Source organism: Chromatium okenii, from assembly GCF_002958735.1.
In the GTDB taxonomy this organism is placed as follows: domain Bacteria; phylum Pseudomonadota; class Gammaproteobacteria; order Chromatiales; family Chromatiaceae; genus Chromatium; species Chromatium okenii_A.
On sequence record NZ_PPGH01000018.1, the window covers coordinates 104,808 to 128,779 of the forward strand.

Below are 23,972 nucleotides of genomic sequence, written 5' to 3' on the forward strand. Positions count from 1 at the left end.
CCTTAAAAGGTCTCCAAATGAGAGAGTTGGGGTAAAAAAGATCGTTGATCTTAACGGAAAGCAGTCTTTAATTGCAAAAACTTGAATCATTTAGCACTCCAAATCGCTCCACTCGCGCAGCACACCGTCACACCCGAAAACGCCCAATCTGTTGTTTGAGATTCAGCGCCATCGTTTCCAAACGCTGCGCCGTCGCTGCCGCCATCTGAATCGTTGACGTAGTGTCAGAAACCATGCGCTCAATTTTATCAATGTGTTGCGCGATGGCGGTGGACGCGCCAGCCTGCTCGTGCGTGGTATCGGCGACGGCATGAATTCGCGCCAGCGTTTGATCGGTGTTTTCCTCAATTGCCCGCAGCGATTCCGATGCTGAATTGGCGAGCGTGACGCCAATTTCCAATTCCGGCAGCGCCCGATTCATTGCTTCCACCGCAACACCAGTATCGTGTTGAATTCCCAAAATCATTTGCTCAATTTCCGTCGTCGCAGTCGCCGTGCTGCTCGCTAATTTGCGCACTTCATCAGCCACCACCGCAAACCCGCGTCCCTGCTCACCGGCGCGAGCCGCTTCAATCGCTGCGTTCAGCGCCAGCAAATTGGTTTGTCCGGCGATGCCCTTGATGACATTGGCAATACTGGAAATTTGCTTGGTGCGCTCCTCTAACGCCCGCATTTGCATCGACGCATCGGTCATGGTCACTGCAATTTTTTGAATAGCACGACTGGCTTGATCGGCGCGTTCGCGTCCTTGACTCGCCAGCACCAGCGCATCACTCGAATTGCTTTCAGTTTCGCGGGCATTTTCAGAGATTTGACTAGAACTGATGGTGAGTTGATCAATTGCCGCCGCCATCGCCGCAGTCGCCTGCGCCTGCTGATTCGCTGCACTAGAAACTTCATTAAATGCCAATTTAATTTCCTCGGCATCATCCACCAATGAATCCGCTTCGCCATTGATCGACAAAATTAAATTACGCAGCGCATCAATCATGGTGCGCAATGACTGCAACAAACTATCTGGCGGTGGCTCGCCAAATGCGACGGTTAAATTGCCTTTAGCGATCTGCTGCATGGTTAATTGCGCTGGCGCTAACTCACCACCCAATTGTGCCAAAATACTATTGCCCAGCAGCCAACCCGCAAAAATCAGCCCCACCAATAACACGCCGGCAATACTTCCGAATAATAGTGCAGCTGACCAATATGCTCGACTTACATCATCAATATAAACGCCAGTACCAATCACCCAATTCCACGGCGTAAACAATGCGGCATAAGAAAGTTTAGGTTCATTTTGTGTTAGCCCGGGACGCGGAAACCAATAATCTACAAAATCACCACCGCGTTGTCCGGCTTTCACCAATTCTTGTACTAAGAATTTACCGTTGGGGTCTTGTAAATCACGTTTATTTTGTCCTTCAAATTCCGGTTTTGATGGATAGAGGATGTAAATGTAATTGGTATCAAAGATAAAATAGTAGTTGTTTTTATCATAGCGAATATGACGCAAATTTTCTCGCGCTGCCAGCTGTGCATCTGCTTCTGAAAGCTGACCATTTTGATAAAGTTGGTGATAATAGCTGAGAACGCTCATTCCCACTTCAACCAAGTTTTTGGTCTTTTCTTTGCGGTCATCGAGCATGTTGTTTTGCAATTGAAACAGCGCAATAAAACCAATGCTAAATACGCCGATCAACATTAAACCAATCAATAACCGAATTCGGGTTGCAACTTTCAATTGCTTAAAAAACATGACGACCGCTCCGTAAAGCCATCTGAAAAATCAAAATCATATTGACAACATATTCTCTGCTTTGGCGCAATGGATTCGCCGTTGCCACAGTTTGTGCACAACGGCAAACCAACTTTTTTACTGCATCATTGCAGTTGGATCAAGCCACACTTGACCTTCCGCAATTCGCACTGGATAAATGCAAATTGGCATTTCTGCTGGCGCATCTAATGGCGCACCAGTTTCTAAACTAAACCGGCTGCCGTGGAGCGAGCATTTAATCTGCGCACCATCTAAACAGCCAAAAGACAGCGGATAATCTTCGTGGCTGCAATTGTCTTCCACTGCGTAAAACTGTCCATTAACGTTGGCAATGAGATAAGCCCGCTGCGCCAGCGTCACCTTAATAAATTTGCCCGGCGCAATCGCTTCCGGCGTGCTGACGGCAATCCACGGCGCGTCCATGTCAGCGCACCCGCTCGGCAGCGCGACCCGAATCGAGTACATCGCGCAGTCGATCTGCGGCGACGGCCAGCGATGCCTCGCGTCCCAGATGCCACAAAATCAATGCGCCACCAAACACTAAACTGTCATACATCGCGCCGGTTTCGCCATTCAGTGCAGCTAAACCCGCTTCGGCCGCAGCTTGTGCAGCGGCATGAACATCAACGACTACGGCAATTTCATCGCCGGGGCGCGTGGTTTGCGGTAAATCATCCGGTAGTGGTACGGCGCGACTGCTGCTCAATACTCAAATCCAGCGGATCAATGTCAAACGCCTGCTCTTCGGAATGATGTTGATAATTAAAGCAAACGCCCTTTTGTCGCAGCGACGGAATCACGCCGCCTTCAATCCCGCGCACCAGCAGCGCCGAATCAAATCCGGCATGACGCGCCAGCAACGCATAAATCCGCGAATACGGTTTATGCACATAACCTGTGACCAAATGGGTGCGTTTGCGCCCTGAATCGGACGCGCCATCACTTCTGCGGTCGTGATCGCTTGCCGTTTGACGATAGTCGAACGCAGTTCTGCCAAATCATGCAGCGGCGGACAAAAGGTGCGTTGATCGACATAACTCCAACCCAGCGCCGGATCAGCCAATCGCGCTGCGGCTTCCGCTGGCGTTAAATCCACCGGCACACCCGCAGCAGCCAGCACATGCCGATGGGTGACACCAAATTTTGGGCCAATCGCATTTGCGCCCTGACTGATGGACGCCACGCCATATTCGGCGAGCAGCGGCATTAAAAACGGCGCAGCAGGCAGGCAGCGGTTATAACCATCGTAAGGATCGGCAATGTCTACCACGTCATCGACTGCGGCAATCACCGGCGTGGTGACATCGCGGATCGCGTCGAGAACGCCCTTAAACTCTTCATCCGTTTCGCGCTTCATCCGCAGTGCAATCAAGAAAATGCCTGCCTGCACCGGATCAACCTGTTGATCCAAAATCGCCCGCATTCCGGCGCGAGCTTCTTCCAGTGAAATGTCTTTTGACAATTCCGGTCCGGTCGCAATGCGTTGAATAATCGAACGCATCTGTAATTGCGCCGCATTAGGAGTGGTATTCATGCTGATTCCTGATGAAATGATGTGATCAATGATGACCTGAGCGACATGCGACATTTTGCGCTCACCCAGCTACTTTTGGAGTGTTTACCGTTGCGCCCAATTCCTGCGTTTCCATTTCCTGAGTTCACCCGCACTGCCGTTTTAGTGGCAGGCGATTTAATGCTAGATCGTTATTGGAGCGGCGCAACGACCCGCATTTCTCCCGAAGCTCCTGTGCCCGTGGTGCAAGTCACGCAGATTGAAGAACGCCCCGGCGGTGCGGCCAATGTCGCTCGCAATCTCGCTGCGCTCGGTGTACGCACGACGGTAGTCGGCGTGACTGGCGCAGATGATGCAGCAGATCGGCTGGCTGAATTGCTCACGGCTGCTGGCATCACTGCTCGATTCTGCCGTCGCGCCGAAGTGCCCACCATCACCAAATTGCGGGTGATGAGCCAGCATCAACAATTGTTACGTCTGGATTTTGAGCAATCACTCGCGCCCGTGGGCGATGATCCGTTGCCAGCGTTGGTCACGCAACTGCTCGCTGACGCCGATTTGTTGCTGTTGTCGGACTACGCCAAAGGCACGCTCGCCGATCCACAACCGCTGATTGCCGCTGCTCGCGCTCGCAGCATTCCCGTATTGATCGACCCAAAAGGGCGCGATTTCACCCGTTATCGCGGCGCCACGCTGCTCACGCCAAACCTGCACGAACTGGAGTGCATTGTCGGTGTCTGTGGAGACGACGCGATTTTGATTGACAAAAGTCAACGATTACGCAAAGAACTGAATTTAACCGCGCTGTTGGTGACGCTCGGCGAACGCGGAATGTTGCTGCTGGCGCAGGATGCAGCGCCACTGCATCTGCCGACGCAAGCGCGAGAAGTGTTCGATGTCACCGGCGCAGGTGACACTGTGATTGCGACGCTGGCTGCTGCGCTCGCCGCAGGAGTGGCGCTCGCTGATGCCTGCGCACTGGCAAATGACGCCGCGGGCTGGCAGTCGGCAAATTGGGCACGGCAACTGTCAGCGCAGCGGAGTTGAAACAAGCGGCGGGGAGCACAGAATGGTCAACCATTCTCACTGCCGAATCACTGGAAATGGCAGTTGCAGCAGCGCAGGCGCGGGGTGAACGCGTGGTGATGACCAACGGTTGTTTTGATCTGCTGCACGCTGGGCATGTCGCCTATTTGCAACAGGCGCGTCAGCTTGGGGAGCGGCTCGTCGTCGCAGTCAATGATGATGCGTCGGTGCGGCGTCTTAAAGGAATTGAGCGTCCAATCAACAGTTTAGCGCAGCGCATGGCGGTATTAGCGGGATTGGCGGCGGTAGATTGGCTCTGCGCATTCAGTGAAGACACGCCAGAACAATTGATTTGTCGCGTGAAGCCGGACGTATTGGTTAAAGGCGGTGATTATCAGATCGCGCAAATTGCTGGCGCGGATTGTGTACGAGCACAGGGTGGCGAGGTGCGCATTCTTGATTTTGTGTCGGGATGTTCGACCAGCCAAATCATCGGAACAATTCGTGACGTTTGAATTGTTCTCAATGCCGTTTATGATCATTGCCCCAGCAGTTTCCAATTGAGGAATAGTTGATGAATCCCTGAATAACATGAAAATTTCGCACCGCCTGTATTTAATCACCGGCATTGTCATTGTCTCCAGTTTAGCAATTTATTTAATGCTAATGTTATTACTGCGCGGATTGGAACAAACCAACATGGGAGTATTTGACCATGAAGCGAAAGCACACATTTTCACGCAAACGATTACTGCTGAATTAAATATGGTGAGTCGCTTGTCGCGTAACATCATGTTGGGCGGAGATTTTGAGAAAAATCTGGCAGACATTCGGGCAATGGAAACTACCATTCGCACCAATTTTGATGCGCTGCCTGCGCGCTCACCAGCGCAGAAGAACAGCGGTTAGCTGAATCAAGTCGCAAAAGTACGCTGGAATTTGTCAGTATTGTATTGTCAATGGTTGAAGACATGCGGGCATTACCTGCCGCCGAGCGACATACTTTATTTGAACGCTATGAACGTGATGCGACGCCGCCAGCGCAGGAATCGCGCAAGTATTTTGGCGAGTTAACCGGCTTACGAGCTTAATTATCAGTCTGCCGCTATTCACGCAAAACAGCAGTTTGATCATTTAACCACGCTGCTTAATTTCAGCATTCCGCTGTATATTTTTGTATTAAGTGTCATTTTGCTTTCCATTGCGCAATCCATTACCAAACCGCTCAATCAATTGATCATAGCCATGACCGAATTGAGTAAAGGCGAGGGTAATTTGAGTCAACGCTTGCGTATTACGGGGCGGCACGAATTGGCGCAAATGGCACAGGTTTTTAATAATTTTACCCAGAGTATTCAGCACTTAATTGGGCAAATGCACCATCACAGTTCTCATGCGGTGAGTGCGCTTTTCATTTGGAAGTTGATTCAGAAGAAACGCTCAAACATGTCGGGCAAGCCGCCGATCAAATGGCGGCAGTCGCTACTGCCAGCGAGCAGATGACTGCGACTACCGATGCCATTGCGCAAAGTTGCAGTCATGCTGCCGAACAAGCGCATGAAGCCAGCAAACTCGCCGAACAGGGCGCAGAAGTGGTGCAACGCACCATTGCCACCATGCAAACCATGACGCAGATGGTGAAATCGGCATCAGAAATTGTGCAAGACCTCGGTACACGCTCCGATCAAATTGATGCAATCGTGGGTGCAATTAAAGCAATTGCCAATCAAACCAATTTGTTGGCGTTAAACGCTGCGATTGAAGCTGCCCGCGCTGGTGAGCAAGGTCGCGGTTTTGCGGTGGTGGCAACCGAAGTGCGGGCGCTTGCTGAACGCACCAATCAGGCGACCCGCGAAATCAGCGAGATGATTCAAGGTATTCAGCAGGAAACCACTAAAGCAGTGATTTCAATGAGTAAAAGTGTTACTGAAGCCGAGCAGGGTTCCAGTGAGGCGATACGCTCTGGCGATGCGCTGGCGGATATTTTGAGCAGCGCCAATGTGGTTAATTTGGAAATTGATCAAATTGCCACTGCGGCCGAGCAGCTTGCTGCTACAATAATGAAGTTGCCAATAACATCCTGCGCATTAGTGAAGTGACGCAGGTTTCCCGCGATCAATCTAAACGTACTGAAGCGACGGTGGGCGGGATGATGGAGACTTTTCAGCATTACAAGCATCGCTCGGTCAATTCAAAAATGACGATGATTTGAATTGCATCATTCATAAAGCGAAGGTTGCGCATCTGGTGTTTATTCGCAAAATCAAACAGCAATTGCGCAGCACTGCGCTCGCCGATCCCAACGCGCTGCCGACACATCACACCTGCAATTTTGGCAAGTGGTATCACGGCGCAGGACTGGAATGTTTCCCTAATAGCGCCCCATTCCGCGAAATCGACGTTCATCATAAACAGGTGCATGAGCTGGCAAAACAAGCACTTACCGCGCATAACGCCGAGCAGCACCGTCAAGCCGATCAGCATTATCACGCGATGGTGAACGCTTCGGATCGGTTGCAAGTGCTATTGGATCAATTAGACCGATGAGCGTGCACCGTTATTACACTTGGTTAATGCGCTTGGCGCTGCCGCTCGCGCTGGCGCGTTTGTATTGGCGCAGTCTGCGCACTCCGGCATATCGCGCCCGCATCGGCGAACGGCTGGCGTGGTCATCAGCGCCAGCGCCGCGAGCAGAAATTTGGATTCATGCCGTGTCGGTCGGCGAAGTACAGGCAGCCGCGCCGCTGGTGCGTCATCTGCTGGCGCGGATTCCAGCGCGGCGCATCTTGGTGACGACGACCACGCCAACCGGCGCGGATCGGGTGCGCGAACTGTTTGGCGACGACGTGACGCAACATTATTTACCCTTTGATTTACCGAGCATCGTGGGGCGTTTTCTCACGCAGGCGCAGCCGCAATGCTTGATCGTGATGGAAACGGAAATCTGGCCGAATCTGCTCGCTGCTTGCGCCGAGCGCGGCATTCCGACTGTGCTGGCAAATGCACGGTTGTCGGCACAATCGGCGCGAGGTTATGCGCGATTGCCGCAGTTGACGCGCTCCACGCTGGCGCATTTCACCGCAATTGCCGCGCAAACTGCTGCCGATGCCGAGCGATTTATTGCGCTGGGCGCGAATCCAGCGCGAGTGACGGTCACGGGCAATCTCAAATTTGAGCAGCGCCCAGCGCCCGATGTGCAGCAGCGAGCGGCAGCGGTGCGCGAGAGTTGGGGCGGCGCGGCGCGTCCGGTCTGGGTGGCAGCGAGTACGCATGAGGGCGAGGAAGTGCAGTTATTGGCGGTGCATCAGCAGTTGCGGGCGCAAGTGCCAAACGCGCTGCTGGTGTTGGTTCCGCGTCATCCTGAACGTTTTGAACGGGTTGCCGCGTTGATTGCCCGCCAGAATTGGTCACTGGTGCGGCGGAGTGCGGCGCGGAATTGCGATTTGGCAACGGCGGTGTTTCTTGGTGACAGCATGGGCGAATTGCCGTTACTGCTGGCGGCGGGAGATGTGGCGTTTATCGGCGGGAGTTTGGTTGCAGTCGGCGGTCACAATCCGCTGGAAGCTGCAGCGGTTGCCGTACCGGTGATTGTCGGGCCGCACACGTTTAATTTTGCGGCGATGACGGAATGGCTGATTGGTGCTGGCGCGGCAGTGCAAATGAATGACGTTGCGGCGCTGGCGGAACAGTTGCAGCAGTGGCTGACAAATGCAGCGTTACGGGCGGAAATTGGCAAACGCGGGCAGCGCGTGGTGGAAGAACATCGTGGGGCGCTGGCGCGGTTGGTGGAAGTGCTGGATGCAGTGACGGCGCCATGCGCCGCCGCGAACCTGATGAATTAAGCGAGAATTTCCGCTTTCTCAATCACCACATCCTGCTTGGGCACGTCCTGATGACCTTTGCGGCTGCCGGTATCCACACCTTTGATTGTATTGACGTTATCCATGCCTTCAACCACGCGCCCAAACACGCAATAACCCCAGCCATCCTGCCCGGGATAATCCAGAAAGCTGTTGTTCGCCACGTTGATGAAAAACTGCGAGCTGGCCGAATGCGGGTCGGGCGTCCGCGCCATCGCCAGCGTACCAGTTTGATTTTTCAGCCCATTTTTCGCTTCATTCTGAATTGGGCTGCGCGTTGCCTTTTCAGTGAAATCCGCCGTCATCCCACCGCCCTGCACCATGAAACCGTCAATCACGCGGTGAAAAATCGTGCCGTCGTAATGCCCATCGCGGACGTATTGCTCAAAATTGGCGCAGGTCAACGGCGCTTTTTCAGTGTCGAGTTCAATCACAATGTCGCCGTAATTGGTAGTCAGTTTAATCATGGGTTTATCTCAATTGTGGGTGAAAAGAAGCGGCGCATGGTACGGACTTGGCGGTGAATTGTCAGTTTCAATTGGCGCGAGCCGGTCGATTTGCGCGGCAATCTGTTCGGCAGCGTCCACCAATTCCAAACCGCCACAACCCCACGCATTGCCCGGCACTCGGAGTGTCGGCAGTCGCGCCAGCAGCGTTTGGAATAGCGGATGCCGCCCGTAAGCCGCAGCGGTGAGTGATTGATTCTGCTCGAAATAACCGAGTAGCAGCACGTCCGGCGGCGTTTGCACCAACTGCTCCAGCGGAAACCGACTCCAACCCGAACGACGCGCCGCAGCGTTGCGCAGATGCAGCCGCTGCAACACGTCATCAACATAAGTTTTCGCGCCAGCCGTCCCGCCATTTGGTCGCAAATACAACACGTTATATGCAGGTCGAGCAGCTATTGCCAGCGCCTCCATCCGTTGCGCAATCGCAGCAATTTTGGCCTCAGTTTCCGCACCGCGTCCCAGCCGAGCGGCAAGTTGCCGCGCCGCGTTGAGCGCATCGTCCCAATGTTTCGGATACGGCAGCGCAATCACTTCAATTCCTTGATTTGCCAATAGTTCCGCATGACGCCGCCCCGTCCAACCACTGTACACCAGCGCGATATTCGGTTTAAGCGCCAACATTTCCTCCACGCTGCCGCGATTCGTCGGATAACGCGCAGCAGTGGCGGCGAGCGGCGAAAGTTGCGGATTGTGGCTGGCGCGAGACACCGAAATAATTTGCGCTGGATCAGCAATTTGCAGCAATAACAAATCAGCACATAAATTGGTGCTAGCAACCGTTGGCAATGAATCTGCCAACGTCGATAACGTCAATAACAATAGGCTGATGAATACACCAATCTGCTGCATTATTCAATCCGCACACCCAAACGATTTAATTCCAACGCATAACCGCCAGTCACCAAATAGGTCGCTGCGCATTGCCCGCCGAGATGACGAATTAATCCACCCAAACGATCACGAAATAACCGCCCCATCGGATATGCGGGAATGACACCCCAGCCGGTTTCTTCGGCAACAAAAATAATTAACGCGGGATGCGTTTTCAATTGTTCAAACAATTGCGTAACCTGAAATTGCCAATCCGCGTCATTCAGTTCAATTAAATTCGCCGTCCAAGTGCCGAGTGAATCAACCAATAGACAATACTGCGCATTTTGATAAGCGGCAAGCGTTGCCGACAATTCAATTGGAGCGCAAACCGTTGCCCATGTTGCCGGACGTCGGGTGCGATGGGCAGCAATTCGTGCTGTCCATTCTGCATCATCGGCATTTTCAAGTGCGGTTGCGCAATAAATCACTTGCCGTTGTGATTCATGCGCTAACCTTTCCGCCCATTCACTTTTACCACTCCGCGCTGGACCAGTAATTAGAATCGTTGAGAAATCCCCCCAACCCCCTTTTCCAAAGGGGGGCTTTTTAATACGGAGAGACTTTCTTGCTCCCCCTTTGGCAAAGGGGGCTGGGGGGATTTATTCATAACCCAATACTGGCGCTAACCATCGTTCTGCCTCTGCCAGCGTCATTCCTTTACGCTTGGCGTAATCTTCAACTTGATCTTTTTGAATTTTACCCGTACCAAAATAGCGGGCTTGCGGATGTGAAAAATACCAACCGGAAACGGCAGCAGTTGGCAACATGGCGAAGTTTTCAGTGAGTTGCAAACCAATTCGCCGCTCCGGTTCTAATAATTGCCACAACGTCCCTTTTTCAGTGTGATCGGGACAGGCTGCATAACCCGGTGCGGGACGAATGCCTTGATATTGTTCGGCAATCAATTCTGCATTATTAAGCGCCTCATTAGGCGCATAACCCCAATAATGCGTTCTAATCAATTGATGCAGCCGTTCCGCAAATGCTTCCGCTAAACGATCCGCCAGCGCCTTTAACATAATGGCGTTGTAATCATCGTGATCGGCTTCAAAACGCGCTAAATGCGCGTCAATACCGATGCCAGTGGTTAATGCAAACGCACCAAGATAATCGCGCTGCTGCGCTTCAAGCGGTGCAATAAAATCACTTAAACAGAGATTGAATTGACTACGTTCGGCGCTGCGCAACATTTGCTGACGTAAATGATGCAATCGCGTTAATTCGGTTTGGCGCGTGTCATCGGTATAGAGCGCAAGATCATCATCGGCAACACGATTGGCGGGGAAAAACCCAAAAACACAACGCGCCGTTAGCCAGCGTTCATTCACTAATTGCGCTAAAAAGGTTTGCGCATCTGCAAATAATGCCCGCGCTTCTGTACCGACGATTTCATCATCCAGAATAGCAGGGAATTTCCCCGCCAATTCCCACGCATTAAAAAACGGCAGCCAATCAATGCAATCCACCAATTCAGTGAGCGGGAAATCTTCAATCACACCAATCACGCGGTCGCCGTCGCGTTCAATCTGTAAATTAAATCCAGCGTCATTAGTCAATTCCGGCGTGAGCATTGCCGGACGCGGTGGTTGCTCATTCGCCCAATCAATCCGCGTCCGATTGGCGCGAGCATCCGCAATTAACATCGCTTTGCGCGTATTATCTTTGCTTTCACGCGCAGCGCGAATTGCCGCGTATTCTGTATTGATTGCGGCAATGTAATCGCCGCGCATTTCATCACTGAGTAATTTAGACGCAACGCCAACTGCCCGCGACGCATCTGGCACATAAATCACGGGCGCAGTGCGTTGCGGCGCAATTTTTAATGCGGTGTGTAATTTAGAAGTCGTCGCACCGCCAATTAACAGCGGAATATCCAAACCTTGTCGTGGCATTTCTTGCGCAACATGCACCATTTCTTCTAATGACGGCGTAATCAATCCCGATAAACCAATAATATCGACCTGCTCCTCAAGCGCCCGTTGAAAAATAGTTTCTGCGGAAACCATCACGCCAAGATCAATCACTTCATAATTATTGCATTGCAAAACAACGCCAACGATATTTTTACCAATATCATGCACATCGCCTTTTACGGTTGCCATTAAAATGCGTCCGTTATTTTTCGCCATATCACCAGCAGCAGCTTTTTCCGCTTCTAAATACGGAAATAAATAAGCAACCGCTTTTTTCATCACTCGCGCTGATTTCACCACCTGCGGTAAAAACATCTTGCCTGCGCCGAATAGATCGCCGACATAATTCATGCCCGCCATTAACGGCCCTTCAATCACCAGCAATGGTCGTCCTAATAATTGCCGCGCTGCTTCTGTATCTTCATCAATGTAATCAGTGATGCCTTTAACGAGAGAATGGGTTAAGCGTTTTTCAATTGGCCAACTGCGCCATTCTTGTTCTTCTGGACGCACTTCGGCAGTGCCATCTCCTTGATAACGCGGTGCAATATCCAATAACCGTTCAGTGCTATCAGCGCGACGATTGAGAATCACGTCCTCAACTGCATCGCGTAATTCAGCAGATAAATCATCATAAATGGCTAATTGACCGGCATTAACAATACCCATATCCATGCCAGCACGAATGGCGTGATAGAGGAATACAGCGTGAATTGCTTCGCGTACTGGGTTATTGCCACGAAATGAAAACGAGACATTGGAAACGCCGCCGGAGATTTTGGCATGAGGCAAGCTGCGTTTAATTTCACGAGTGGCTTCAATGAAATCGACTGCATAATTGTTATGCTCTTCAATTCCGGTAGCGACCGCAAAGATATTCGGATCAAAAATAATATCTTCTGCCGGAAAACCAACTTGTTCCGTCAAAAGCCGATAAGCGCGAGTGCAAATTTCAATTTTGCGGGCTTGCGTATCCGCTTGCCCAACTTCATCAAATGCCATCACGATCACTGCTGCGCCATAACGCCGACATAATCGCGCTTGCTGTAAAAACTTTGCTTCACCTTCTTTCATTGAAATTGAGTTGACGATGGACTTGCCTTGAACACATTTCAATCCGGTTTCAATCACTTCCCATTTTGAGGAATCAATCATCACCGGTACGCGAGCAATTTCTGGTTCCGCAGCCACTAAATTGAGAAACCGCCGCATCGCCGCAACTGCATCAAGCAGCCCTTCATCCATATTCACATCAATGACTTGTGCGCCGTTTTCAACTTGCTCTTGCGCCACACTCAATGCGGTATCGTAATCACCGTCTTTAATTAACCGCTTAAAGCGTGCCGAGCCAGTAACATTGGTGCGTTCACCGATATTCACAAACAGCGATTCTGCACCGATATTAAATGGTTCCAACCCCGATAACCGACACGCTGGCGCGATATTTGGACGCTGGCGCGGTGGCATTCCAGCAACCGCCTGAGCCATTGCGCGAATATGATCGGGCGTCGTGCCGCAACAGCCGCCGATGATATTAAGAAAACCACTTTGCGCCCAATTCGCAACTTCAGTTGCCATTTGTTCAGGACTGAGATCATAACCGCCAAGTTCATTCGGTAATCCGGCATTAGGATGTGCAGAAACCATGCAGTCGGCAATTCGTGCTAATTCCTGTACATAGGGGCGCAATTCATACGGACCGAGAGCGCAATTTAAGCCAATGCTAATTGGATCAGCATGGCGCAGCGAATTGAAAAATGCTTCAGTCGTTTGACCTGTTAATGTGCGCCCGGATTGATCGGTAATTGTCCCAGACAGCATGATTGGATATTCAATCCCATCTTCATCAAAAACTTGGCGCACTGCAAATACGGCCGCTTTTGCATTCAAGGTGTCGAAAATGGTTTCAATTAAAATGATGTCTGCGCCACCCACAATTAAACCGCGAGTTGATTCGGTATAAGCCGCAACCAGCGTATCAAAATCAACATTGCGATGACCAGGATCATTTACATCGGGTGAAATAGATGCAGTGCGATTGGTGGGGCCGAGAACGCCAGCAACAAAACGTGGTTTATCTGGTGTTGAATACGCATCTGCAGATTCTCGCGCTAATCGCGCCGCTGCCACGTTGATTTCATAAGATAACGCTTCCATGCCGTAATCAGCCATTGCAATGCGCGTGGCATTGAAGCTGTTAGTTTCAATAATATCTGCGCCCGCTTCTAAATAAGCGCGATGAATTCCAGCAATCACATCGGGGCGCGTTAAGACCAATAAATCGTTATTGCCTTTTACATCGCTCGGCCAGTCCGCAAACCGTGCGCCGCGATAATCTGCTTCGGTTAAACTGTGACGCTGAATCATAGTGCCCATTGCACCATCCAGAATTAAAATTGTTTGCGCAAGGCGATTTTTTAAGCGTGAGGTTGAATTAAGCATTATGAGTATCCTTAAATTGATCTGTTGACCACAGCGTCGGTTGTTCTAACCACTTTTGAATGAACTGCCATGATGCCGCATAACCATCATGCGGCAAGCGGCACTGAGAACAATCTTTGCGCGGTTGACCATGACGATCAATCAACATTGAATAAGTGCCGGGGCAATTGTAAGCATATAACGGGCAATAGCAGAATAAGCAGTTAAATTCTCGGTGAATACCGCTGTGACAGGGATAAAATGCACAGGCGGTATTGGTAAATCCTTGGAAAGATGCAGCGACATTCATTATTCATTTTGCCAGCGCCAGCAACGCATCTAAATCTAAACAGCTTTCAACGTGATCGGCGAGCGCATTTAATGCAGATTCAATTCGCGCTTCAAAATCAATTTGCGCCGCTTGCACGCCAACCTGCGCTAGCCAATGCGCCCGAAACGCATCCGCGCCGAAAATGCCGTGTACATAACCGCCCATCACGCGCCCGTCCGCCGTCATCGCGCCTTCCGCTCGTATGTCGCCCGCGCCGTCATCCAGCAGCAACCAAGGTCGCGCCAGCCCCGCGCCAGTCGTCCGCCCCATGTGCATTTCATAGCCTGTGACGCGGCAGCCACTCTGTTGTTCTTGCGCCACAATTTCAATCAGGCGTTTATCGCCGCTGATCTCGGTTTCAAGGTCAAGCAGTCCCAAACCGGCGGTCTCGCCCGGCACACCTTCGATGCCCAGCGGATCGCGCACGACGCGCCCAAGCATTTGAAATCCCGCACATAATCCGACCACGCGCCCGCCGCGCCGAACGTGTGCAAGGATGTCGATGTCCCAACCTTCGCGCCGCAGCACCTCCAAATCAGCGCGGGTCGCTTTCGAGCCGGGCAAAATCACGACATCGGTATTTGCCGGCAGCGGTTCGCCGGAGTTGAGCCAGCGCAGATTGACGCTCGGCTCGGCGGCCAGCGGGTCCATGTCGTCAAAATTGGCGACCCGCGACAGGCGTGGAATCACGATATTTAAGGTGCCGCCGCTGGTTTCCGCCGGTCGTTCCAGCGCCAGCGAATCCTCCGCTGGCAGTCGCGCCGCGCCTTCAAACCAGCGCACCATGCCCAAAAATGGCCAGTTGGTGTGCGCAGTAATCGTCGCGCAGGCCGGTTCAAACAGCGAAAAATCGCCGCGAAATTTGTTGACGATGTAGCCGACCACGCGGTCACGATCCGCTTGATCGAGCAGCAGCCACGTGCCGACTAATGACGCCATCGTGCCGCCTTTGTCCAAATCGCCGAGCACGATGACCGGCACCTTGGCGCGTTCGGCAAAGTGCATGTTGGTAATGTCGCAGTGGCGTAAATACACCTCCGCGCCGCTGCCCGCGCCCTCCACCAACACCAAATCGGCCTCGGCACAGAGGCGCTCGAAACTGTCCAACACCGCTGGCATCAAGCCTTGGCGCATTTCGTGATAGACCCGCGCTGGACAATTGCCGAGCGAGCGTCCGCGCAACACGACCTGCGAACCGACGTTGCTTTGTGGTTTTAATAATACGGGGTTCATGTGAATTGATGGCGCGACGCCACAAGCGCGAGCCTGCAACGCCTGCGCACGACCGATTTCACCGCGTGGTTGCTCGCCAGCAACATCTGCTGGCGCATCACCGTCCGCCGTTACTGCCGCGTTATTGCTCATGTTTTGCGCTTTGAACGGTCGCACCACCAGCCCGCGTCGCGTGTACGCCCGACATAATCCCGCGACAAACAAGCTCTTACCGACATCAGAGGCCGTGCCCTGAATCATCAAAGTACGGGCGCGACGCGGGCCGTGTGCGAGCAACGGCGGCAAAATCAACGTGATTGGCGGTGCAGAATCGGTCATGCGTTAATTCTCAGAAAATCAATAGAAAAAGCCTGCATCAAAACCGCAGTTGCGGTAAATGCAGGCTCAGAGTTCACCGCGGCACTTCCGGCAACACCACCGGCAGCGCCCACATCAAAATCAATGGCGCTCGTATTGCTTGATCTGTTCCTCAGTCATCTGCTCATTGCCGCCACCGCAGGCTTTCGGCGCACCGTTGCTGCACGTTTGTGGCGCAGCGCCAATCACACTGATCGCCGGACGTTTCGCGGCTGGCGCTTGTTTCCACGCATTATGATCTGGCTCAACAATCTTCGATCTGCTCTTGTCATAATCAAAGCGAATGAGCTTTTTCAACAGCGGGCCCCAATAATTCTGCTGCCCCAATTGATAGAAGCGGCGTTCATAGGCGCTCTTCAAAAACGCCTTAATACAGCCCAGCAAATAACGACGGCGCACTGGGTCTTTCACCCAAGGATATTGGAAAAACATCTTGCGCATATAAAAGCGCCGATAATTCGCCATCACGCCATCCAATAATTCAGCGCGATCAATGTTGTCGGGCTTCATAATCGGCGACACGAAGTTGTATTTAGAATAATCATGCACCTCCACCTTGTCGCCCATTTCCGTAAACATATCGGAGAACGGCCACGGCGTGAACATCGACCAATTGGCCATATCTGCGCCCCAATCCATCACCATCTCATAGGTTTCTTCCAGTGTGGCACGGGTTTCATTCTCCAACCCAACGATGAACTGCGCCTCGGTCACAATCCCGTTCTGCTGCAACAATTGAATGGCGCGTTTATTCTGCGCGACCGTCGTTTCTTTCACGAAACGATCCAAATTCAACTGCGCTGCCGCTTCGGTGCCGAGTGAAATATGCACCAAGCCGGCTTTACGATAAAACGGCAGTAAATCTTCATCGCGCATCACATCGGTGACGCGGGTGTTAATGCCCCATAAAATCCCAAGTTTGCGGTCAATCAATTCCTGACAGAATTCGACAAACATATTCTTGTTAATCATCGGTTCTTCATCAGCGAGAATGAAGAAGCCAATGCCGTGAACCTTCACCAATTCTTCAATCTCATCGACCATGCGCTTGGGGCTGCGCACGCGATAATCACGCCAGAATTTCCATTGCGAGCAGAAGCTGCATGTAAACGGACAACCGCGTGCCATATTCGGCGTTGCTACTGGCACGCCGAGCGGAATGTAAATGTACTTTTTCCACTCCAACACGCTCCAATCTGGCCAAATCGAATCGACATCTTTAATTGATGGTTCGACGGGAGTGGCGATGACTTGTTTATTGTCATCGACATAAGCAATGCCTTTAATGTTCTCGCGTTCAGTCAGCCAGCGTCCTTCATCAATGGCGCGAATTAAATTGAGCGTAACGGCTTCACCTTCACCGCGCACCACGACATCAATCCATGGCGCTTCATTGAATACTTGCGCATACATGAAAGTCGCATGAATACCGCCCAGCATGGTAATGACATTTGGATGTTCTTCTTTCGCAATTTGTAATACGCGCTGCGCAGTGTAAATCATCGGGGTCATCGCAGTAGTTGCAACGATGTCGGGCTTGGCATTACGGATAGCCACGCGCAATTGCTCATCGTCCAATTTATCTACCAGTGCGTCGATGAACTGATAATCTTGATAACCACCTGCTTTGAGATAACCTGCCAGATAGGCGACCCATGCTGGCGACCAGTTACCTGCGATGTCAGCAGCACCGGCGCTATAATTTGGGTGGACAAAAAGGATTCGCATTGTTGGCTCCGAATGAGTGAAAAACAGTAAGAAAAGCCATCGAAAAGTGGTGATAACGTGGTATCAAAGCAAGGGGCGCACCAACTTAAAGTGGAATTCGGACTAGGCGGATGATCATAGCAACCACACTTCCAAATCGCTATACGAAGTCAACTGATCGGTTTGGAATCGCAGCAGAGTAAACACGGATCACGATGAAAACACTGTATTTAATTGGCATGGGACCGGGTAGCCCAGAATATCTCACGATGCAGGCGATCAACGCGCTCAAGCAGGTGAACGTGTTTTTTATGCTGGAAAAGGAGGGGCGCGGCAAGGCAGAACTGCTGGAAATGCGCCAAACCATCCTGACGCATTATCTCGGCAATACCGGGTATCGGGTGGTAATGGCGACCAGTCCGGCTCGCGCTAAAACCGTTGATTATCAAAATGATGTGCAAGTTTGGCACGATGAAAAACGGGCGCTATTTGCGCAACTGGTCGCGGACGAATTGACCGACGGTCAAATTGGTGCATTTTTATTATGGGGCGATCCATCGCTTTATGATCAAACGGTCTCGTTAATTGCTGATTTAACTGCGCATTCTGCGGGACAATTAGAATTTACAATCATTCCCGGCATCACCTCGATACAAGTATTAACCGCAAAACATAAAATCCCACTCAATCGTGTCGGTGAAAGCATCACCATTACCACTGGACGCCATGTTGAAACTTGCGATCCAACTGAAATCAATAACGCAGTGGTGATGCTGGATTATAATGCGTCATTTCAACGCTTCACTGGGCAAAATATGGATGTTTATTGGGGAGGTTATCTTGGTTGCGCCGATGAGGTGTTAATGGCTGGAGCAATAGATGAAGTACGCGATGATTTACTGCGTATTAAATCCCAAGTGCGGGATGAAAAGGGCTGGCTGATGGATATTTATTTGCTGCGGCGCAGAACAAATAGTGCTGAGTAAATGTCAGCAATTCTGATTAGTTTTTCATTAGAAAAACCCTAGATAAAATCTGTTTGTAGCCACTAACGCACAAATAGCAACTGCGCTCCGTTTGGCGGGGCTGTTATGATTGATTTTTGAACCATGAACAACGCCCTGCGGGGTGGGAGAAGAAGCAGATGGCAGGTGTTAATCGTGTGATTTTGATCGGAAATCTCGGTGCCGATCCTGAAGTGCGATACATGGCCAACGGTGATCCTGTGGCGAATGTTTCACTCGCCACTAAGGAGACGTGGAAAGATCGTAACACTGGCGAAAAACAGGAGCGCACTGAATGGCATCGTGTTGTTTTCTTTGGCAAAATCGCTGAAGTGGTCAAGCAGTATCTGCGCAAAGGATCACAGATTTATGTTGAAGGCAAGTTGCGTACACGCAAATGGCAAAAAGAGGGTCAAGATCATTACACTACTGAAGTTGTGGTTGATTTAGCTGGAACAATGCAGATGCTCGGCGGTCGCCAAGAACAGAGTAGCGGCTCTTCAGTACCGTTTGATGATGAGCCATCATATGCACCTCAAAGTAGCAGTAGCAGCCGACCGCAATCTGCTGCGTCTGCACCATCGTCATCTGGAAGCCACGGCGGTAGCAGTAATTTTGATGACGATATTCCGTTCTAACCTTTAATTGCGTTATTAGCGATAACGCTCTAATAAAAAGCCCTGCATTTACAGGGCTTTTTTATATCAAATAATGCTTCGAGTACGACCAAAATTCAGTTACAAATTTTGCTGCGCACAAAACGCTTCAAACATCAATAAACTCCAAATTGCTGGACTAAAATCACGCATTCCTGATTGATGTTGTTCCACCATCCATTGCAATTGCTGGGCATCAAATAATCCGGTGTCATTCAAACGTTCACCCAATACGCTTTGTCGTACTCGTTCCCGCAGCGGTCCACGAAACCAATTCGCTAATGGTACGGCAAAACCCATTTTAGGACGGTATAGAATATCATCACCTAAATACGGTTCTAATGCCTTTTTCAATACATGTTTTCCTTCGCGTCCCTGCAATTTTAATTCGGGCGGTAATCCCGACACCCAATCAATAAATTGGTGATCAAGAAATGGTACGCGCACTTCTAATGCGTGTGCCATGCTGGCGCGATCTACTTTCGTCAAAATGTCGCCGGGTAAATAGGTTTTCATATCCAAATACTGCACCCGTGATAACGGATGCTCTGGCGCACGGGCAGCATAGCGGCGCAACACTTCAACTGCCTGATAACCTTGACGATCTCGTTTGAATTGCGGCGAAAATAACGCTTCTCGCGTCGTCGCGTCGAGAATTGACACGCTATCGAAATAGCCATCAACTGAATCCCTCGCCAGCGCCAAAAACGTTGATTTTGCTCGCAATACCTGCGGCGCCCAATCTGCTTTCGGATATAACGCGCCGAGCGTGCCAAATAGCGGTCCGCGCAACCATTGCGGTAAACGCCCGCGCACCTGCTCCTCGTGCACATGCCAGCGGTGGCGGCGATAACCGGCAAAACTTTCGTCACCGCCATCGCCAGATAAACAGACCGTCACCCGTTGCCGCGCCAGCTCGCATACTCGATATGTCGGCATTGCGGAACTGTCGGCGTAAGGTTCATCGTACAGTGCTGCAAGTTGGTCAATTAAATTAAAGTCATCAGGATCAACGGCTTCGACGTGATGCGCAGTCCGGTAACGTTGCGCCACCCGCTCGGCAAACGCACTTTCATTAAAACGCGGGTCGCCGAAAGAAATCGAACAGGTGTTGACCGGACGCTCCGACAGCCCAGCCATCATCGCCACAACTGCGCTCGAATCGACGCCGCCAGACAAAAATGCGCCCAGCGGCACCTCTGCCACCAAACGAATGCGCACTGCCTCGCGCAGGCGTTCAATCACCTGCTCGGTTGCCTCGCGTACATCGGTTATGCCATTGGATTGAAACGATATTTCCCAGTATTCACGCGGCGCAGGCAATGTACCATTACCGCGCTGCAACGTCAGCGTGTGAGCGGGCGGCAACTTATGCACAGATTTAAAAATACTACGCGGATCAGGGATATAGCCGTAAGCGAAATACTCTTCCACCGCCAGCGGATCGATTTCCCGCGACAACGTTGGATCAACAAGCAATGCCTTGATTTCAGAACCAAAAAGCAATAATCCGTCAGCAGTAAGCGCGTAATGCAGCGGCTTAACCCCCAGCCGATCTCGCGCTAAAAACAACGTCTCGCGGTTACGATCCCACAACGCAAACGCAAACATTCCACGAAAGCGATTAACGCAGCGTTCGCCCCATTCTTCCCACGCATGAACAATGACTTCTGTATCGCAATGCGTTTTGAATTGATGCCCAGCAGTACGCAATTCAGCAATCAATTCCTGAAAATTATAAATTTCACCATTAAACACTACGACCACAGATTCATCTTCATTAAATAATGGCTGATGTCCGCCGGATAAATCAATAATTGATAATCGCCGATGTGCTAAACCTACACCCGGCTCCAGATGCAGTCCACCGTCATCGGGTCCGCGATGAAATAGCGTCTGATTCATTTGCGCCAATTGCTCGGCGTTAATAGGGCGGCGTTCTTGAGTATCAAAGATTCCAGCAATTCCGCACATCTAAATCATCCCCTTATCTATTCCATCAAAGCCGATTATTTCGTGGCGTTATTTCAGGGTATTTCATGCAAACGCGCATTAATGACTGGCAACATATCATTTGCAAACCGTTGTAACTGTTGATGCGCTGCATCCTGTTTGTTATCGGTAATTGTGGTGTAAAAAACTACGCCAACTTGTCGATACGCATGTCCTGTAACTATTGCAAATAATTGATAGATTTTTGCCACATAGTCATTCGCAGTAACATAGCCATCAATCCAATGCCAATTCCACACTAATAGCGTTTGAGAATCAGAATGCACCCGCGATTCAATGACCGTCATATCATTCCCAGCGATGGAAACCTGAATAGTTCGATGTGAGGGCATTCGCCACAGTGGATGATTTTGAGATACCATCACATTTTCTGAATTAACCAATTCACCCTGTACATTGCTATAAAAAGCGAAATAACACCCAACTGGTGCAGCAGTGGTATTCGTTTGATCTTCAAAATCGCGCCGCATTTCTAAGGTCGCGTCGAGATAACGTGGTGTCCAATCAGTAAATGCGTCGGTGCGTGGTTGCCAATGATCTTGACCTACAGGCAATGTAAACGCGAAGTCAGTTGGTGCGGATTGAGGGCGTTGTAACCATGTATCAAGTAATGGCCACACCGCAAAGGAGATTAATCCAATAACTAATAACGCTGCGCTGCGTTTTAACGGCTCTGCTGTAATTGTTAACGGCAATTCTGAATCAAGATTAGTGTTATTAGGAGTGGCAGATAATGGTGGCTCCATCCATAAATTTCCGAGCGCAGAAAGTAAAAACATGATAACGCCAAAAAAGACCCAGCCATAAATCAAATGATCGACACCAACCGCTAATTTCATACCGCTAAGATGCCCAATCATTACAATTAAATAAGCACGAAATCCATTTGCGAAAATCGGCACGATTCCTGATAAAATAATGAATAACAGGCGTCGCCATAGTGTGCGATAATTGATATAAGCGTAAAGCGTACCAAGAAATAATGACGCAATGAGATAGCGAATTCCGCTGCACGCAGCAACCACTGACCAATCACCACTAGGAATACTAAAAAAAGTACCATCCCAAAACACTGGTAAACCGGTTAAACGCAGTAACATAACAGTAAATGCTGCTGTAAATTGCATTAGCGGATCAACTAATGCTTCACCCATAGGTACTGCAAAAATCAAAAATCCCAACGGAAATGTCAATACACGCGCAGCGGCTGTCCCTAGGGTTAACCAAAAAATCAACGGAATTAACGCAACTGCTGTGAATTGTTCAACAACGGCAACTTCAGTTAATCGTGCCAGCAACCAAGTCAATCCGGTTAAAGCAATTAAAGGGATCGCCAGTGGTTCTGTTTTTAATGTTATTTTTTTAATTTCTAAGCGTTTACGCCAAATAAGATAAATTGCAATAGGAACTACTAAAAAACCATGTGTAAATGTTTGTGAGCGCCACCAAATGTGCACGATGTCAGCGTAACTTGACCATAACAGCGTTAACAAAATAGCAAGCAATAGGTTTAATTCAATTAATTTTATCCAAGCAATAGATTGGTAATTTACTGCTTTTATTGTGTTATTCATCTCGATCCCTCTAATAGAGTGAGAACTTTTGGCAAACTTGCTGCCCAAGAAAAATGTGCTTCCACAAAATTCCGGGCATGAATGCCCAATGCTGCATCGTTGCCATTAAGAATATTAATTACTTGCTTTACAAATGCCAGCGCAGTATCAGCAACCTGTATTTCGCGTCCTATTTCAGCAGAAATACCTTCTAGTGCTGTGCGTGTCGTTACCACTGGTCGCGCCATCGCCATTGCCTCTAATACTTTATTTTGAATACCTCTTGCAATCCGCAATGGCACAACTACCACATCGGCGTATTGCACATACGGGCGTATATCTGCGACAGCACCTGTCACTATTACGCCCGGTAAATCCGCTAATTGCCGCACACCTGCCGTAGGATTCATACCCACGATATAGAATTCGCAGGTCGGAAATGATTGACGTATCATCGGTAAAATATGTTGGGCAAACCAATTCGCACCTTCTTCATTTGCCCAATAGTCCATTGCACCAGTAAAAACCAGTCGTGGCGCAGTGCCATGAAAAGGCGATAAACGATTAGAATCTGGTGCAAAAAACTCGGAATCAACGCCATTGTTAATAGCAACTATCTTCGCCGTATTGACTCCTAATTGCTGCCGAAATAAAGATGCTTCTGCATCTGATACAAATATGCTGGCATCAAAAGTTTTAGCAACCTTGCATTCAAATTGACCTAAGCGCTCTGCCTCGCGCCGATAAACCCAACGCATTGGGAATCGTTTAGTCATGCTGTATTGACGCCACTTTTCAGAATCAACATCAACGAAATCTATGATTCGTTGCATTGTTGAAAATTCAGCATCAAGTACGTATTGCGCCATTGCTGATGAATACACTAAAACTCGTGTAATATCATATTTAGCGCATTGCGCTTTAACCCATTTTTCAAGTCCACGCTGATAATAATAAGGAAGTGTTAAGGCTTCACCGTTTAATAAACCAATAATACTGTTAATTTTAGCGTAGTGTGGTGATAACTTTCCAAACCAAGTGCTCGTACAATATGACTGCACTGTTTCGCAGTACTGTTGATCAGTGGGTTGATCAATAAAAGTTCCGAGATGAATTCGGTAATAGCGACTGAGATATTGTAATAAATGAAAAGAGCGAATTTTATCGCCTTTATTTGGCGGGTAAGGAATACGATGAACTAAAAAAAGTAGGTCTTCCATGTGTATCAC

21 protein-coding genes and 2 pseudogenes are annotated in these 23,972 nt (G+C 50.1%); 9 read left to right on the forward strand and 14 right to left on the reverse strand.

Annotation, left to right across the window (positions count from 1 at the left end; genetic code table 11):
* Nucleotides 1-127 precede the first annotated feature (127 nt).
* The 3 genes and pseudogenes from CXB77_RS03585 to CXB77_RS03595 all read right to left on the reverse strand — a co-directional run bounded on the left by CXB77_RS03585 (nt 128) and on the right by CXB77_RS03595 (nt 3,308).
* Nucleotides 128-1,753, reverse strand: coding sequence for a methyl-accepting chemotaxis protein (locus CXB77_RS03585; RefSeq protein ID WP_105072816.1), 1,626 nt, complete (start codon nt 1,751-1,753; stop codon nt 128-130).
* A 117-nt stretch (nt 1,754-1,870) separates the two neighbouring features.
* Nucleotides 1,871-2,197 (reverse strand): non-heme iron oxygenase ferredoxin subunit, encoded by a 327-nt coding sequence (locus CXB77_RS03590; protein ID WP_105072817.1) that lies wholly within the window; start codon nt 2,195-2,197, stop codon nt 1,871-1,873.
* 1 nt (nt 2,198) lies between these two features.
* Nucleotides 2,199-3,308 (reverse strand): annotated as a pseudogene (locus CXB77_RS03595) (anthranilate phosphoribosyltransferase).
* A 159-nt stretch (nt 3,309-3,467) separates the two neighbouring features.
* Between CXB77_RS03595 and hldE the strand changes: the two are divergent.
* The 3 genes and pseudogenes from hldE to CXB77_RS22835 all read left to right on the forward strand — a co-directional run bounded on the left by hldE (nt 3,468) and on the right by CXB77_RS22835 (nt 5,404).
* Nucleotides 3,468-4,828, forward strand: a pseudogene (gene hldE / locus CXB77_RS03600) (bifunctional D-glycero-beta-D-manno-heptose-7-phosphate kinase/D-glycero-beta-D-manno-heptose 1-phosphate adenylyltransferase HldE).
* A 76-nt stretch (nt 4,829-4,904) separates the two neighbouring features.
* A complete protein-coding gene (locus CXB77_RS03605) occupies nt 4,905-5,222 on the forward strand; it encodes a hypothetical protein (RefSeq protein ID WP_105072818.1) in 318 nt (105 codons plus the stop codon).
* Between the two features lie 50 nt (nt 5,223-5,272).
* Nucleotides 5,273-5,404, forward strand: coding sequence for a hypothetical protein (locus tag CXB77_RS22835; RefSeq protein WP_277949340.1), 132 nt, complete (start codon nt 5,273-5,275; stop codon nt 5,402-5,404).
* 88 nt (nt 5,405-5,492) lie between these two features.
* Here the strand turns inward: CXB77_RS22835 and CXB77_RS22840 are convergent, their stop codons facing one another.
* Nucleotides 5,493-5,621 carry a hypothetical protein gene (locus tag CXB77_RS22840; RefSeq protein WP_277949344.1) on the reverse strand — a complete coding sequence of 43 codons (129 nt, stop codon included), beginning with the start codon at nt 5,619-5,621 and terminating at the stop codon, nt 5,493-5,495.
* On the opposite strand from CXB77_RS22840, the gene CXB77_RS03610 reads away from it, so the two are divergent.
* The 4 genes from CXB77_RS03610 to waaA all read left to right on the forward strand — a co-directional run bounded on the left by CXB77_RS03610 (nt 5,568) and on the right by waaA (nt 8,155).
* Nucleotides 5,568-5,816 carry a HAMP domain-containing protein gene (locus CXB77_RS03610; protein ID WP_242445442.1) on the forward strand — a complete coding sequence of 83 codons (249 nt, stop codon included), beginning with the start codon at nt 5,568-5,570 and terminating at the stop codon, nt 5,814-5,816. The genes CXB77_RS22840 and CXB77_RS03610 overlap by 54 nt on opposite strands.
* Complete coding sequence (locus CXB77_RS03615) at nt 5,729-6,412, forward strand: methyl-accepting chemotaxis protein (protein WP_197710983.1); 684 nt, start codon at nt 5,729-5,731, stop codon at nt 6,410-6,412. The genes CXB77_RS03610 and CXB77_RS03615 overlap by 88 nt, the downstream gene beginning before the upstream one ends.
* A 109-nt stretch (nt 6,413-6,521) precedes the next feature.
* Nucleotides 6,522-6,860, forward strand: a complete 339-nt coding sequence (locus tag CXB77_RS03620; RefSeq protein WP_105072820.1) for a CZB domain-containing protein — start codon at nt 6,522-6,524, stop codon at nt 6,858-6,860.
* Entirely contained in the window at nt 6,857-8,155 is a 1,299-nt protein-coding gene (waaA, locus tag CXB77_RS03625; protein WP_172452511.1) for a lipid IV(A) 3-deoxy-D-manno-octulosonic acid transferase, read from the forward strand. Before CXB77_RS03620 ends, waaA begins: the two co-directional genes overlap by 4 nt.
* On the opposite strand, the gene CXB77_RS03630 is transcribed toward waaA, so the two are convergent.
* From CXB77_RS03630 to bchE, 7 genes are all read right to left on the reverse strand, one after another.
* On the reverse strand, nt 8,152-8,640 hold the full coding sequence (locus CXB77_RS03630) for a peptidylprolyl isomerase (protein WP_105072821.1): 489 nt from the start codon (nt 8,638-8,640) through the stop codon (nt 8,152-8,154). The two genes, waaA and CXB77_RS03630, sit on opposite strands and share 4 nt — an antisense overlap.
* Before the next feature lie 9 nt (nt 8,641-8,649).
* On the reverse strand, nt 8,650-9,531 hold the full coding sequence (locus CXB77_RS03635; RefSeq protein WP_105072822.1) for an ABC transporter substrate-binding protein: 882 nt from the start codon (nt 9,529-9,531) through the stop codon (nt 8,650-8,652).
* Nucleotides 9,531-10,106, reverse strand: a complete 576-nt coding sequence (gene cobU / locus CXB77_RS03640) for a bifunctional adenosylcobinamide kinase/adenosylcobinamide-phosphate guanylyltransferase (RefSeq protein WP_172452524.1) — start codon at nt 10,104-10,106, stop codon at nt 9,531-9,533. Before cobU ends, CXB77_RS03635 begins: the two co-directional genes overlap by 1 nt.
* 48 nt (nt 10,107-10,154) lie before the next feature.
* Nucleotides 10,155-13,910 carry a methionine synthase gene (metH, locus tag CXB77_RS03645; protein ID WP_105072824.1) on the reverse strand — a complete coding sequence of 1,252 codons (3,756 nt, stop codon included), beginning with the start codon at nt 13,908-13,910 and terminating at the stop codon, nt 10,155-10,157.
* Nucleotides 13,903-14,199, reverse strand: coding sequence for a cysteine-rich small domain-containing protein (locus CXB77_RS03650; RefSeq protein WP_105072825.1), 297 nt, complete (start codon nt 14,197-14,199; stop codon nt 13,903-13,905). Before CXB77_RS03650 ends, metH begins: the two co-directional genes overlap by 8 nt.
* Nucleotides 14,200-14,202: 3 nt before the next feature.
* Nucleotides 14,203-15,771, reverse strand: coding sequence for a cobyric acid synthase (locus tag CXB77_RS03655; RefSeq protein WP_105072826.1), 1,569 nt, complete (start codon nt 15,769-15,771; stop codon nt 14,203-14,205).
* A 120-nt stretch (nt 15,772-15,891) separates the two neighbouring features.
* Nucleotides 15,892-17,538, reverse strand: a complete 1,647-nt coding sequence (gene bchE, locus CXB77_RS03660) for a magnesium-protoporphyrin IX monomethyl ester anaerobic oxidative cyclase (protein ID WP_105072827.1) — start codon at nt 17,536-17,538, stop codon at nt 15,892-15,894.
* A 194-nt stretch (nt 17,539-17,732) separates the two neighbouring features.
* On the opposite strand from bchE, the gene cobF reads away from it, so the two are divergent.
* Nucleotides 17,733-18,503, forward strand: a complete 771-nt coding sequence (gene cobF, locus CXB77_RS03665) for a precorrin-6A synthase (deacetylating) (protein ID WP_105072828.1) — start codon at nt 17,733-17,735, stop codon at nt 18,501-18,503.
* Between the two features lie 158 nt (nt 18,504-18,661).
* Nucleotides 18,662-19,159, forward strand: coding sequence for a single-stranded DNA-binding protein (ssb, locus tag CXB77_RS03670; RefSeq protein ID WP_105072829.1), 498 nt, complete (start codon nt 18,662-18,664; stop codon nt 19,157-19,159).
* Between the two features lie 99 nt (nt 19,160-19,258).
* Here ssb and CXB77_RS03675 read toward each other — a convergent pair whose 3' ends face one another.
* Genes CXB77_RS03675 through CXB77_RS03685 form a run of 3 tightly spaced genes read right to left on the reverse strand, consistent with a single transcriptional unit; the run spans nt 19,259 to nt 23,963 of the window.
* Nucleotides 19,259-21,151, reverse strand: a complete 1,893-nt coding sequence (locus CXB77_RS03675) for an XrtA/PEP-CTERM system amidotransferase (protein WP_105072830.1) — start codon at nt 21,149-21,151, stop codon at nt 19,259-19,261.
* A 53-nt stretch (nt 21,152-21,204) separates the two neighbouring features.
* The gene (gene xrtA, locus CXB77_RS03680) at nt 21,205-22,764 is read right to left on the reverse strand and encodes an exosortase A (RefSeq protein ID WP_105072831.1); all 1,560 of its coding nucleotides are present in this window, start codon (nt 22,762-22,764) and stop codon (nt 21,205-21,207) included.
* A complete protein-coding gene (locus CXB77_RS03685) occupies nt 22,761-23,963 on the reverse strand; it encodes a TIGR03087 family PEP-CTERM/XrtA system glycosyltransferase (RefSeq protein ID WP_105072832.1) in 1,203 nt (400 codons plus the stop codon). Before CXB77_RS03685 ends, xrtA begins: the two co-directional genes overlap by 4 nt.
* Nucleotides 23,964-23,972 lie beyond the last annotated feature (9 nt).